Consider the following 12,655-nt stretch of genomic DNA (forward strand, 5'->3'; position numbering starts at 1 on the left):
TCAGGCGGGCGGCGCTTTGTGGATCGCGACCTTTTGTGATCGCACGCCGTCGTCACCAACCTTGATCAACGCACAGCCCTCGACGTCCGTGCCGGCGAACCGCCACCACGTCCAGAGAATCAGTTCGCCACACCGGTCAACCCTGGCTTCGTCGCTGTTTTCAACTGCGCCCGTCCCCCCGGCCGCCTTAACCCGCTCGACCCAGCGGTGCATCCACTCGCCCATGGTGGTCTTGGTGATGACCTCGGCTTCGTCGGGATCGTGGAGCTCAAAGTTCTCCGCCAGCGCTGCGAACAACCTTTCTGGCTCGTCCCAGGCGCTCAGATAGGTTTCGAGATGTTCGAAGCGATCGGCCATGTTGCCCCCCAGCACGTTGAGCCGAGTATCCAACTTAAGGATGTTCAGTGCTGAGTAAAGGCGCTTTGGGGTCCGCGTCTCCCAACGGCACGGTGGTTTCAGTGCCTTTGCTGCCTTGCCACGCACTCTCTTGTGCCTGCAGTTCGGCCCTCAGCCACTCGATGAAGGATTGCGCTCCCTCGACGGGCTGGCCATGACTGGGATGAACGAGGAAGTAGCCTCGTCGAATCGCGACAGTCTTGGCGAATGGTCGCACCAGCGTGCCACGGGCAAGGGCGTCGTGGGTCAGCACGTTATCGCCAAGCGCAAAACCTTCACCTGCTTCCGCGGCCTGAAGTGCAAAATGAATGTTGGAGAGGATGGGGCCCTTCTGCGTGTCGACCGCGTCAACGCCGACGAGTTCGAGCCACCGCTGCCAGTAACGCTTCTTGGCCTCATGGATCAAGGTAAAGTCTTGCAGCGCCGACAAGTCGCCGCCCAGCTCGCGGCCCTCGATCAATGCCGGGCTGCACACAGGGAAGATCTCCACGTTTGTCAGTCGAACAGCTGTGACATCAGGCCACTCGCCGGTGCCAAATCGAATGCCGAATTGCGCTTCGTTGTCTCGAAAGCTGATTAGCTTGTCGGAAGGATTGATGTTCAGTTCCACATGGGGGCAAACCGCACGCAGTTGCCCGAGACGTGGAATCAACCATCGGGTCGCGAAGGGAACTTCGACACTGATGGTGAGCGTCGACACGATGTCGTCCGCGCGCAACTCGCGCGTCGCGGCGACCAGAGCGTCGAAGATCGGCGTAAGGCGTCGCAAGTAGCGCTCGCCCGCGTCGGTCAGTGTCACGCCTTGTGGGTGACGCACAAAAAGCTCCACCTCCAGCCACTCTTCCAGCAGACGAACATGCCGGCTGATAGCCGCATGGGTGACAAAAAGCTCGGTGGCCGCACGGGTCAGGCTTTGATGCCGCGCCGCTGCTTCAAAGGCCCGAAGGGCGTTCAGGGAAGGGAGGTTGCGAGACATGACCTAGCATAACTTTTTCTTACATGCCCTGTCGAACAAAGCCGTTTGCGGACATTTCGGACGTTTCTCACATTGGCACCAGACACATTCGCATAAAGGCGAGACATCCAATGAACCAGCTTGGACTGTGGGCGATTTCAGAGGCGATCGATTTACTGTCGAGAAAGACGAGACGCGATCATACGGAGACAGCGCAGACCGAGGCGTTCGCCTGGGGCCGACCGAATAGGTTCTCCGTCAGCCGTATCGTTGAGGATCAGCGTCGCGGCGTGCGAGGCCACATCGATGAAATCACGCTTGTGCCTCGTCCGGCGCGAACGGGAACATGCGAAGCCGGGCGGTGCGCCTAGAGCAGAGTTGTTTGATCCGACGTGCCTCTCACTCGCTTGTGCTTAAGGGCGCCGGCCACAAGGTGTCGGCCTTAGCGATGTTCTCGTTAACTTCGTTAGCCCACTAACGGCGGACCTGCGGGTCATAGTTCATGTAGAGCTTGTTCTCATAGATGCGCCACGCAAACGGGTCGACGTCGGACAGTTTCGCCTCCTCAGGCGGCGTTGTGGCCTGGTCCAGTGGCCATCGTCATCATTGCCTGGAGAAGCACGTCGCAACCGGCGGCGAGGTCCTCCGGTGTCGCGCTTTCCGCTTCGTTGTGGCTGAGGCCGCCCGCGCACGGCACAAAGATCATCGATGTCGGCACCTTGCGCGCGACCATGCAAGCATCGTGGCCGGCGCCCGACACCATGTCGCGGTGACCGAAACCCAAGTTCACTGTCGCGCCTCGCACCGCGTCGATACATGAAGCATCGAACACCACCGGTGGATTGTGCCAGATCTCATCGATCTTGACGCCAACGCCACGTTCGCCGGCGATGGTGGTGAGGTCGTGCCGCAATGCTTCACCCATCGCCTTCAGGACGTCATCATCGGGATGGCGCACGTCGATGGTGAAGTCGATCTGGCCGGGTATGGTGTTGCGCGAGTTGGGTGCGACCGCCAACGATCCGACTGTCGCGACGGCGTCGGGCTGATTGGCATGCGCCAGTTCTTCGACGGCGGCGATCATCGGCGCCGTCGCGGCGAGCGCATCACGTCGGCCCTCCATCGGCGTCGAACCGGAGTGGGCGTCTTGCCCGACAACGCGAACATCGAACCACCGCTGGCCCTGGCCACCGACGACGATACCGATTGTCTGGTCTTCGCGCTCCAGGATCGGACCCTGTTCGATATGAACCTCAAAGAGCGCGCCGAGCGGGTGCTGGCCGCAGGGCTCGTCGCCGGCATACCCGATACGCTGGAGCTCGTCGCCCAGTCTCTTGCCCTCGCCATCTTCTCGCGACCACGCATGTTCGATATCGAAGATGCCGGCAAAAACGCCTGACGAGACCATCGCGGGGGCAAAACGCGAGCCCTCTTCGTTGGTCCACACAACGATCTCAATCGGCAGGTCTGTCTCGATACTGTTGTCGTTGAGCGTGCGCACAACCTCAAGCCCCGCGAGCACGCCATAGACACCGTCAAACTTGCCGCCGTGAGGCTGGGTATCGAGGTGGCTGCCGGTTGCGATCGGCGGCAGATCGTCACGGCGTCCGGGACGGCGGGCGAAAATGTTGCCCATGTTGTCGATGGTGACCGTGCAACCGGCGTCCTCGCACCAGGCAACGAACAGATCGCGTCCGGCTCCGTCGGCATCGGTTAGCGCCAATCTGCAGCATCCGCCGCCGGGCAGGGCGCCAATTGCCGCCATCTGCATCAAGCTGTCCCAAAGGCGATCGCCACGGATGCGAACAGGTGTCATGGTGCTGCCTGCTGCTCTAGACGGGATCGCGGCGCAGCGCCTGCGACAGGCAGTGCACGCCACCACCGCCCAGCGTGAACATCGACATGTCGGGCTCGAACACTTCAAAGCCCAGTTCGCGCATGCGGTTGTTGAGTTTGCTCGCGCCTTTCATCGACAACACCTTGCCGTTGCCGAGCGCCACCAGGTTGACACCGAGGTTCTTCGCCTCCGCATAGTCGACGTCGACAAAATCAAAGTCGCGCGCCTTCAGCCAATCGACGACCCATCCCTCCAAGGCGTCGAGACAAGCGACCAGAAGTTTCGGCCCGAGCGGTACGACCAAACCATCCATGTGCACGAACTCACGCGAGATCGGCGCGACCTCGACATCCCAGCCCTTGTCGCGAACCCAGCCGGCAACCTGTTCGGAGCCCGCCTGTTCAGAACGCTCGCCGCAATAGCCGATGAGAGCGGTGCCCGGTTCCAGGATGACGAAGTCGCCGCCCTCGAAATGCCCGGCGGTCACGAAGTTCCATATCGGAATGTCGTTCTCCAGATAGAACCTGATGACGCTGACATAGTCGGCGCGACGGCATTTGAGCTGCATGTGGCAGATGATCGCGCCCCACGGTGTCATGGCGCTGGAGTCGCGGGCAAAGAAGTTGCGGTGCAGCGTCTCGTCAGCCTCCAGATAGTGGCAGCGGACGCCCGCGTCCTCGTAGATGCGCACCATCTCCGCGTGTTGTCCCATGGCGCGCTGACGATCGAACGAGACGCCTGTCTTGTGTGCGTTGGCAAGTGTCCGGCCGATCAACGGCCCCGCTTCGACCCAGCGATAGAACTCCGGTTTGCCCAACAGCACGTCCCGTAAGGGGCCGTAGTCGTTGTCGATGCCCCAGCCGCCGTTCGACACGGTCTCTTCAGTCACCGTCTTCTCCCCTCGTTGTGCGCCTCATAACCGCTTGCATAGCGCGGCATAAAGGTAGAGAAAATATCAATGAAAGTAAGCTTACATGAGTAAATCTACACGTGACGACGCGACGTCCGGCCTCGTGCTTGCCAGGCTCGCCAGGACCGATCTGCATTTGTTGTCGGTCTTCATGACGGTGGTCGAGGCCGGCGGGTTTTCGGCCGCTCAGGTTGCTCTGAATGTCGGCCAGTCAACAATCAGCCGACACATGGCTGATCTGGAGGCGCGTCTTGGCATGCGCTTGTGCCAACGCGGCAGGGTCGGCTTTCGGCTGACCGAGGAGGGGCGCATGGTGCACGGCGCCTGTCAGAAGATGTTCGGCGCGCTCGAGGCGTTTCGCACCGAGGTCGGTGCCATAAGCGGCCAACTGGTCGGCGAACTCTCCGTGGCCGTCATCGATAACTGGGTGAGCGACAGCCGTTCACCGCTGACCACGGCGTTGCGCGACATCAAGTCGCGCGGGCCTGATCTGCACATCAACATTCACGTGCTGGCGCCTGATGAGATCGAGCTGGCTGTCCTGGACGGCCGTGTCGCGCTGGGCGTGGGTGTCTTTCATCATCATCGACCCGGTCTGGCCCACGACGCGCTCTATGACGATCCACTGGAACTGTACTGTGGGCGAGATCATCCTCTCTTCGATAAGGCGGCCAAAACTCTGCGGTCCAGGGACCATGACGCCATCGATTACGTGCGACGCGGTTATCTCGCCGAAGAGAAGATCTCGCCCTTGACGGCGTCGTTTCGTTCGACGGCGACGGCGCATCAGGTCGAGGGCGTTGCCTCGATGATCCTGACCGGGCTCTATGTTGGCTACCTGCCAGTATCGTTCGCATCACAGTGGGTCGACGACGGTTTGATGCGCAGTGTCATGCCATCGCGTTTTCGCATGAACACGACCATCGAGATTGTTACGCGCCGGTCTGCCGCCCTGTCCCTTGTCGCCAGAACGTTCGTCGATGCGCTGAAGGGGAGCGTGTCGCGCGACTAGACGGCTGCCGTCTCATCGAAAAACGCCAGGCACTGACGCGCCACCGGGCGGTCACGTCCGCGGCGGGTCAGAAGCGCGTAGAATGGACGATTGAAGGCAACGGGTTCATCGACCACCGGCACAAGAGTGCCGGCGTCGATGTAACGGTCGACCATGCCAAGCCAACCCAATGCCAAGCCCCGTCCAGCGGCGGCTGCCTCCAACAAATAGACGTAGTTCTCAAATCCGGTATAGCGCGGCGGCGTTCGCGGGGCGTCATATCGTTCGAACCACTCATCCCAGGTTGACCAACCGCGATTGATTTTTGTGAGGTCAAGCAGTGGCAGATCGCCCCACGCGGCTGGACCGGCGTCGAGCGTGTCCCCGTGGGCTTCGGCAAAACCGGGAGAGCAGACAGGCGTCACGACCTCGCGCGACGCGATGATGTAGTCGCCTGGCTCGACACCGGTCGCTTGGTAGCCGAAGATCAGGTCGACCTGGGGATCGCGCATGGCCTCTAAGGTGTCGTAGTCGAAGGTCATGACACGCACGGTCGTTGCCTCGCCCACGGCGGCCTGCAAGGCCTCAAAACGGGGCAGCACAAAGAGGTGGGAGACTTCGTGGGTACAGGCCAGGGTAAGCTGACCGCCGCCCGCCGCATGCGCGATGGCGGCCGCGGCCGACTGAAGGCTCTCCAGGCTCGCAACCACCGCGCGATGGAACTGTTCGCCCTCGGCCGTCAACCGCAGGCGCTTTTTGTGGCGATCGAACAGACGCGCGTTCAATCGCGCTTCGAGGCCGGCAATATGCCGGCTTATCGCCGATTGGGAGGTGTTGAGTTCCTCAGCCGCGCGGCTGAAGTTGCAGTGTCGCGCGGCGCACTCAAAAGCCAGCAAGGCGCTTGTCGACGGGATCCATGGGCGATTCCGAACCATATCGAATTCGATATCAATTGCTTGTCAAAATAGCAATCAACATCAGCCTCCGGTTTGACTAGACTGCATGGTCATAGGGATGCCCGATTGCCACCCGCTAGCCTGGCGAGGAGACAGAAATGGTCCGTTTGGTTTCGTTTGATGATGATGTTGAAGAGCGGGTCCGGTTCATCGAGGACACGCCGCGTAGCGAGATCGTCGAACGGACTGTCGCGCGCCTGACGGCGGGCGAAGACCCACGGGCCTTCGTCACGGCGGCCGCGCTTGCGGTCTCGCGCTCCAGCGAACTGCCGGCCGATCACCACGGCGGCCCGGTCCATCCGATCGCCGGCATTCACGCAGTGTGCGGCATGCACGAGCGGCTCGAAGGCGACGACCGCCTGCTGCCGGTCCTGCAGTGCGTTGCATTGGCGAACAAACATGTTCACCTGCCATCCATGGGGCCGACCGCCATGGTCGCCTTTGACGACCTCAACTGGGATGTCGATGCCGATCGTGTTCTGGCGCGTCTTGAGAAGGCGTTGTTCGATCACGAACCACGTCTGGCTGAGCGGGCGGTGACACTGGCCTGCGAAAAGGCGGCGCCGGGCCAGATCATCGAGAGTATGCTGACGCAATCGCTGAAGCGGAACACGCTGGACGACCATTACTTCCTTTATTCGAGCTACGCCTGCCGCGCGCTCGACGCGATCGGCTGGCAGTATGGTCCGATCCTGCTGCGCCCGGCTGTGCGCTATCTGGCGCGCCACCACTCGTTCTCGGCGTTCGGCGAGTTCACGCAAGATTCGATCGATGAAGGCATCGCGCTCTATCACCGCTTCCCCGAACTCGAAGCGATGATCGACAGCTATGAACTGACCGAGGATCGTCTCGATTTGAAGACAGGACCCGGCGAGACCGACGCTATCGCTGCGCTTGCCGACGAGATCGGTGTTGTCGATGAAATCCAGTCGCTGCCGGAGACGATCGCGCGCGCCATGGGTCGCGGTTTGTCGCTGGAGGGCACGCTGGAAGCGATGTCGATTGGCGGTGCGCGCGTCTTCTTGCGCTCCCACACCAACAACCCGTTTGATGTCCACATCCACACGGGAACGTCGATCCGGCGTTATCTGCTGGGCTTCCCGGAAATCAGTTTCCGCCACAAGGTGCTCGCGCTGCTCGGCTGGCCATGGACTTATGAGGTCCGCTACCTCGATCACACGCTGTCCTGGTCCTGGCAGAGCGATGCCGGCGAACTCAGTACAAAGTCTGAAGAGGCTCTGTTGGGTGAGATCGAGGAAGGCATCCTGTCCATAGACGGCTTCGACGTGACCAAGCTGGAGGTCGGGATCAACGAACTGGTGGCACCTGATGAGGTCCGCCACGTCGTGCGGTTGGCGGAGAGTTACATCAAAGCAGGACACGATGCCGACGCGCTGTTCCGTCTGACATCGCGCCTGGTGTGCCGTGAGGATGCCAGCGAGATGCACGGCTACAAACTGCAGCAGGCGGCTTACGAACAATATCATGCCTGCCGTGAGCCGTTGCGCTGGGTCCATGCGGTCGCCGCCGTCAAACAGGCGGCGGTCAATGCGCCGACAAAACCACATCAGTTCTACCCGCGGATCGCCGCGGAGTTGAAGCTGGCTGCCTGAACGGCGGGCGCCAACGCATCACGATTCTCCAGGCCGGACACAGCGCGTTTGACCACGTAGACATGCGCCGCATAGAGTTCGTCACCGCCATGTCGGACGGAGGAGACGAACGCTGTGGTGCGCCCAGACGATGCCCCGATTGGCCGTGACACGCCGGAGCCGATTTCAGACCGCCACCACGTGACCGGCAATGCCATGATGCCACCGTTTCCCGAGCATCTTCACCGGACGGTGCTGGCGCTAGGGTGTTACTGGGGCGGCGAGCGCGCGTTCTGGGATCTGCCGGGTATCTACACGACGGCAGCAGGCTATGCAGGCGGGTCGACCGCAAACCCGACCTATGACGAAGTTGTTGACGGCAAGACGGGCCACGTCGAGGCGGTGCAGGTCATCTATGATCCCGCACAAATCTCGTTTCAGGAACTGTTGGCGGTCTTCTGGCAGGCCCATGATCCCACCCAGGGCGATCGCCAGGGCATCGAGACCGGACGCCAGTATCACTCCGTCATTTTCACCAACAATGCCGGTGAGCAAGCGATCGCCGAGTCGTCACGTGACAGTTATCAACGGGATCTGATTGAAGCCGGTCATGGCGCGGCCATCACCACTGAGATCCGTGCGATGGCGCCGTTCTACCATGCCGCTGATCATGAGCAGCAATATCTCGCCAAGAACCCCGATGGACCGAACACATTGGAACCGACGGGCGTGGCGGTACAGGAAACGCGGAAGCAGGCAGCAGACGCCGCCGAATAGTCTGACCACACCCTCAGATACAAAAGTTATGGATCGCCGCGACGATTCGATCCGTAGCCGTCGAGTAGACGATGGTGGCGATCGCCGCGCCAACCGCTATGCCGATGAAGAACTGCCGCATCGTAGCCCCCGGCCGAGTGAAATCGTTCCATTGGATCTTATGACCGATGTTCCTTCGAATGTCTTGAACTTCGCCCACGCGGTTCAATGTCGCCATCGGATGGGCAGATGGACAGTTGCGCGCTAGAGTGATCTCTGGGCGCCGTAAGGGGGACATGCGGCATTAAGCGCATCGGGGCGAAGGGGTCATGTCTAGTTTCAATGAATTCTGGCGGCGCGTGGGCGCGCTGCTTCTTCTGGTTGCGGTTTTGGGTGTCGGCACGCCTTCTTTGTTGTTGGCGCAAACGTCAGATGACGGCGTCAGTGACGAAGAGATCAGCAATCTGCCTGAACACCTGACGCGCGATGACGTGCGCGATCTCATGTCGCGGCTGTCTGACGATCAGGTACGTGAACTTCTGATCCAGCAACTCGACAAGGTAGCGGATGACGAGGCGGCCGCATCGATCGATGCCAACGCGGTCGACAGTTTCGAGAGGGGCCTGGGCCGCCTTCGTGACGGTTCTGTCGCCATGGTCGAGGCCCTGCCGCGCGTTCCGACAATCTTCGGTTTCACGATCGACCACATGACCGCCGGCAAAGGGGCGTCGCATGTTTGGAAGGTCCTCGTCTTCCTCGCCATCATCCTGGTCGCCGGTGCGATCGGTGAGTGGCTGTTTCGCCGGCTGTTCACCCGGCTGAGCCAGTTCGCGCATGCCGGCGAGGTCGAGACGGTTGTGCAGCGTTTATGCGTCTTCCTGCTTCGCGCCGTCATCGATCTTGTGGCGATTGCGGTTTTTGGCATCGTCGCCGTCATTGTCTTCTTCATTTTCTATCAGAACCACGAGCCGACCCGCGAGGCGATGGCGGCTGTGTTCTGGGCCGTCATCGTCGTGCGGGCCATCAAGGCCGTCGCGCGCGATTTCTTCTGCCCGGACCAGCCGGCAATCCGTGCCATAGCGCTGAGCGACACCATCGCGACGTGGGCTTACCGCCGTCTGATTTGGATCGCGGGCGTCATCGTTGCCGTCTGGTACTTCGGCACACTTCTGGTCAGCTATGGCATCAACAGTGATCCGGGCTTGGCGCACGCGACAGCGGCCGTCTTGACACTTGCTGTGCTGGGCTGGGTCGTTGTCTTGGTGTGGATCGACCGACGCACCGTGCGCGGATTCATGCTGTCCGATGATGGTGTGGAGGAGGCCGAACCGAGCCAGGCGCGAGCGTTCCTGGCGTCCAACTGGCACGTTTTGGCGACGTGCTACATCCTCGGGCTGTGGCTTTTCACCATGGTCGAGCGGTTGTTGACCGGCCAGCCACAGGGCGTGCCCGCCGTCATTAGTCTGGCTCTGCTGCCGATCGTGCCGATGATCGACTGGCTGCTACGCGCCGGTATCAGGCGCCTTTGCGAGGGCGCCAAGAAACCTGAGCCGGGGATGCCGGACGACGTCGACATTGCTGAGGCGCCTGGCATGTCTGACGCCGAGGCGCCGGACGGTATGACCGTTGAGACAATCGAGCCACGCGTGCAACAGCCCGCCGCGGACACGGCCGGGCGGGCAATCGAACCGGTGTTGATCCGCAACATGCGGATTGTGCTCGCCATCATGGCGATCATCTTTTTGGCCGACCTGTGGGGTCTTGACCTTGAATCGTTCCTGGTCGCCGGCCTCGGCCAACGTATCGCCGGCGCCTTTTTCGACATTGTTGTCACGTTGATCCTGGCCTCGGCCATCTGGGGCATGGTGAAGGCGACGATAAAGCACTACGCGCCGGACGACGGCATCGACGTGCAGCAGATGGTCGAAGGCGAGATCGGCGGCGCCGGTCAGTCTCGGATCCAGACGCTCCTGCCGCTGTTGCGCAAATTCGCCCTGGTAACCCTGGGCGTCATCGTCACGCTCGTCATTCTGTCGTCGCTCGGCGTCAGCATCGGCCCGTTGATCGCCGGCGCCGGCGTCGTTGGTCTGGCCATCGGCTTCGGCGCGCAGACACTGGTGCGCGATATTCTTTCTGGCGCGTTTTTCCTGGCCGACGATGCGTTCCGCGTCGGCGAGTACATCGATGTCGGTGTCGCCAAGGGTATGGTCGAGAAGATATCGATCCGTTCGTTCCGGCTGCGCCATCATCGCGGCGCCATCAACACCATACCGTTCGGCGAAATCCACTCTGTCATGAACTTCAGCCGCGACTGGGTGATGATGAAGCTGGAGATGCGGGTGCCCTCCGACACCGATCTCGAGAAGCTGCGCAAGGTCGTCAAGAAGGTCGGCCAGCAGATCATGGACGATCCGGAACTCGGCGCGCACCTGTTACAGCCGGTGAAGTCGCAGGGGGTTCACCGCATGGACGATGACGGTGCGTTCGTGATTCGGATCAAGTTCATGGCCAAGCCGGGCGAGCAGTTCGTGTTGCGCCGTGAAGTGTTCCGCCGGGTTCAGGAAGCCTTCGCCGCAAACGACATCAAGTTCGCGCCCAAGCGCGTCATGGTCGATACGCACGGCCAAGCAGCCGATGCGGACGTGGCGGCGGCCGCCGTCGCTGCCGAAACGTCGCGATCGTAGACGCTGCGGTTTGGTGGGCGGGCCAGGCGAGGGGCTGGACTAGGCGGCCCGAGGCGACTTCGTTGGCTCGGTGTCGCAGCCAAGGCGTGCGCGGGCGTCGTTGACGAAGGTCATCACGACCGTCTCGTCGATCCCATCGCGCCGCATCACCTGTTGAATGATCGGATCGGCCAGAAGCTGGTCGATGGTCGGTTCGCCGCACAGCATGAGACGCTGACTGTCTGTCAACAATGGCATTCCCAATCCCCGGATGATGTCTCACCGTGTTCATAGATATAGGAGCGCACGGTGACGTGATTAGGGCAACACAACGACTTTTCCGTGAATATGACAGTCGTCACTTCAGCTGTGATCAGGTCCTTGTGTTTAGGCCGCTAATGGCGTCATCTGGTGGTCTGAGATTAGCCCCATCAATTGAACGCTGACGTCATGGCCCACGCATTCGACCACAGTGCTTTTCATCGATGCCGGCGGTTCATCTTCAGCCCTTCTTCTCGCATCGCCGCTGTCATGGCGGTTTGCCTGGCGATGCTGGGCTTGTTGGCTATCGATGATCGCGCGTTTGCCGACGGATGGAACTCGATTGCTGGCGGTGATGCCACGGCCGGTCACAAACTCGTCGAAGAAAATTGTGCCCGATGTCACGGTTCCGACGAGACCGGACTGTTAACTGGTGGCTCGACACCGTCGCAGCAGGATCTGGCCGAAATCGTGACCAATCGTCAGATTCTAGTGCGCGCATTTTACTTTGATCGCCATCCCAGCATGCCCCGCTTCCTGTTCGGCGACTACGAGATGAACAACATTCTCGCCTACTTCGCCGAATTGCGGACAGGCAATGCCCAGCAACCGTTCCCGCGGTCATGGACGCGGTAGTGGGTATCGACGACACATCAGATTTGCACAGGCAATTTGCGACCTGTCTGCCACCGGGCTACCTTATCGACGGTGCTGAGGGACCGCACGCGGCCATCCCAGGGGGTTGATCATGCGCAGAACATCGGGCGACCGGAAGCGGGACGTGGTTGACTCAACGTCTGCCACGCCGAAGCGTGAGGGCTTGCGTGGCGTTTTGCTCAGTGATCGTCGTGGTCTGTTGTCGCGGGTCGGCGCTGGTCTGGCATTGGCTCTGGGCGGTTCGCTCGGCAAGGTGATGACGTCGTCGCCGGCGCAGGCGCAAGACTACACCGGCATCACGGACAACGATTCCGGCGCCTATCAGGATCAGCCGGGCTACGGCTCCGGCGGCAGCGGCGACGGCTATACCGGCATCACCGACAACGATTCCGGCGCCTACCAGGATCAGCCGGGTTACGGCTCCGGCGGCAGCGATGACGGTTACACCGGCGTCACGGATAACGATTCCGGCGCCTATCAGGACCAGCCGGGCTACGGCTCCGGCGGCAGCGGCGACGGCTATACCGGCATCACCGACAACGATTCCGGCGCCTATCAGGATCAGCCGGGCTACGGCTCCGGCGGCAGCGACGACGGTTACACCGGCGTCACGGACAACGACTCCGGCGCCTACCAGGACCAGCCGGGCTACGGCAGCGGCAGCGGCGATGGCTACACCGG

General features: G+C 61.5%; 13 protein-coding genes. 6 read left to right on the top strand and 7 right to left on the bottom strand.

Annotation, left to right across the window (positions count from 1 at the left end):
- The 4 genes from AAF563_07870 to AAF563_07885 form a co-directional block, all read right to left on the bottom strand.
- Entirely contained in the window at window positions 1–357 is a 357-nt protein-coding gene (locus tag AAF563_07870; protein ID MEM7121174.1) for a hypothetical protein, read from the bottom strand.
- A 34-nt stretch (window positions 358–391) separates the two neighbouring features.
- Window positions 392–1,372 (bottom strand): transcriptional regulator GcvA, encoded by a 981-nt coding sequence (gcvA, locus tag AAF563_07875; protein MEM7121175.1) that lies wholly within the window; start codon window positions 1,370–1,372, stop codon window positions 392–394.
- A gap of 544 nt (window positions 1,373–1,916) precedes the next feature.
- Window positions 1,917–3,167, bottom strand: a complete 1,251-nt coding sequence (locus tag AAF563_07880; GenBank protein ID MEM7121176.1) for a Zn-dependent hydrolase — start codon at window positions 3,165–3,167, stop codon at window positions 1,917–1,919.
- Between the two features lie 16 nt (window positions 3,168–3,183).
- A complete protein-coding gene (locus AAF563_07885; protein ID MEM7121177.1) occupies window positions 3,184–4,077 on the bottom strand; it encodes an arginine deiminase family protein in 894 nt (297 codons plus the stop codon).
- A gap of 85 nt (window positions 4,078–4,162) precedes the next feature.
- Between AAF563_07885 and AAF563_07890 the strand changes: the two genes are divergently transcribed.
- Window positions 4,163–5,110, top strand: coding sequence for a LysR family transcriptional regulator (locus AAF563_07890; protein ID MEM7121178.1), 948 nt, complete (start codon window positions 4,163–4,165; stop codon window positions 5,108–5,110).
- Here AAF563_07890 and AAF563_07895 read toward each other — a convergent pair.
- Window positions 5,107–5,985 carry a LysR family transcriptional regulator gene (locus AAF563_07895; protein MEM7121179.1) on the bottom strand — a complete coding sequence of 293 codons (879 nt, stop codon included), beginning with the start codon at window positions 5,983–5,985 and terminating at the stop codon, window positions 5,107–5,109. The genes AAF563_07890 and AAF563_07895 overlap by 4 nt on opposite strands.
- 158 nt (window positions 5,986–6,143) lie before the next feature.
- On the opposite strand from AAF563_07895, the gene AAF563_07900 reads away from it, so the two are divergent.
- Both AAF563_07900 and msrA read left to right on the top strand, forming a co-directional pair.
- On the top strand, window positions 6,144–7,658 hold the full coding sequence (locus AAF563_07900) for a hypothetical protein (protein ID MEM7121180.1): 1,515 nt from the start codon (window positions 6,144–6,146) through the stop codon (window positions 7,656–7,658).
- 114 nt (window positions 7,659–7,772) lie between these two features.
- Entirely contained in the window at window positions 7,773–8,414 is a 642-nt protein-coding gene (msrA, locus tag AAF563_07905; protein ID MEM7121181.1) for a peptide-methionine (S)-S-oxide reductase MsrA, read from the top strand.
- 13 nt (window positions 8,415–8,427) lie between these two features.
- Here msrA and AAF563_07910 read toward each other — a convergent pair whose 3' ends face one another.
- Entirely contained in the window at window positions 8,428–8,631 is a 204-nt protein-coding gene (locus tag AAF563_07910) for a hypothetical protein (protein MEM7121182.1), read from the bottom strand.
- Between the two features lie 91 nt (window positions 8,632–8,722).
- Here AAF563_07910 and AAF563_07915 point away from each other — a divergent pair, with 91 nt between their 5' ends.
- Entirely contained in the window at window positions 8,723–11,077 is a 2,355-nt protein-coding gene (locus AAF563_07915; protein ID MEM7121183.1) for a mechanosensitive ion channel family protein, read from the top strand.
- A gap of 39 nt (window positions 11,078–11,116) precedes the next feature.
- Here the strand turns inward: AAF563_07915 and AAF563_07920 are convergent, their stop codons facing one another.
- Complete coding sequence (locus tag AAF563_07920) at window positions 11,117–11,314, bottom strand: hypothetical protein (GenBank protein ID MEM7121184.1); 198 nt, start codon at window positions 11,312–11,314, stop codon at window positions 11,117–11,119.
- 273 nt (window positions 11,315–11,587) lie between these two features.
- Between AAF563_07920 and AAF563_07925 the strand changes: the two genes are divergently transcribed.
- Entirely contained in the window at window positions 11,588–11,953 is a 366-nt protein-coding gene (locus AAF563_07925; protein ID MEM7121185.1) for a c-type cytochrome, read from the top strand.
- Window positions 11,954–12,065: 112 nt separating this feature from the next.
- A partial coding sequence (locus tag AAF563_07930) for a hypothetical protein (protein ID MEM7121186.1) occupies window positions 12,066–12,655 on the top strand: 590 nt, incomplete at its 3' end.

Source organism: Pseudomonadota bacterium, assembly GCA_039028155.1.
In the GTDB taxonomy this organism is placed as follows: Bacteria; Pseudomonadota; Alphaproteobacteria; order SP197; family SP197; genus JANQGO01.

Coding starts and splice junctions, on each gene's coding strand:
- AAF563_07870 (MEM7121174.1), bottom strand. CDS start 357: ATGGCCGATCGCTTCGAACATCTCGAAACCTATCTGAGCGCCTGGGAC.
- gcvA (MEM7121175.1), bottom strand. CDS start 1,372: ATGTCTCGCAACCTCCCTTCCCTGAACGCCCTTCGGGCCTTTGAAGCA.
- AAF563_07880 (MEM7121176.1), bottom strand. CDS start 3,167: ATGACACCTGTTCGCATCCGTGGCGATCGCCTTTGGGACAGCTTGATG.
- AAF563_07890 (MEM7121178.1), top strand. CDS start 4,163: ATGAGTAAATCTACACGTGACGACGCGACGTCCGGCCTCGTGCTTGCC.
- AAF563_07900 (MEM7121180.1), top strand. CDS start 6,144: ATGGTCCGTTTGGTTTCGTTTGATGATGATGTTGAAGAGCGGGTCCGG.
- AAF563_07910 (MEM7121182.1), bottom strand. CDS start 8,631: ATGGCGACATTGAACCGCGTGGGCGAAGTTCAAGACATTCGAAGGAAC.
- AAF563_07915 (MEM7121183.1), top strand. CDS start 8,723: ATGTCTAGTTTCAATGAATTCTGGCGGCGCGTGGGCGCGCTGCTTCTT.
- AAF563_07920 (MEM7121184.1), bottom strand. CDS start 11,314: ATGCCATTGTTGACAGACAGTCAGCGTCTCATGCTGTGCGGCGAACCG.
- AAF563_07925 (MEM7121185.1), top strand. CDS start 11,588: ATGGCGGTTTGCCTGGCGATGCTGGGCTTGTTGGCTATCGATGATCGC.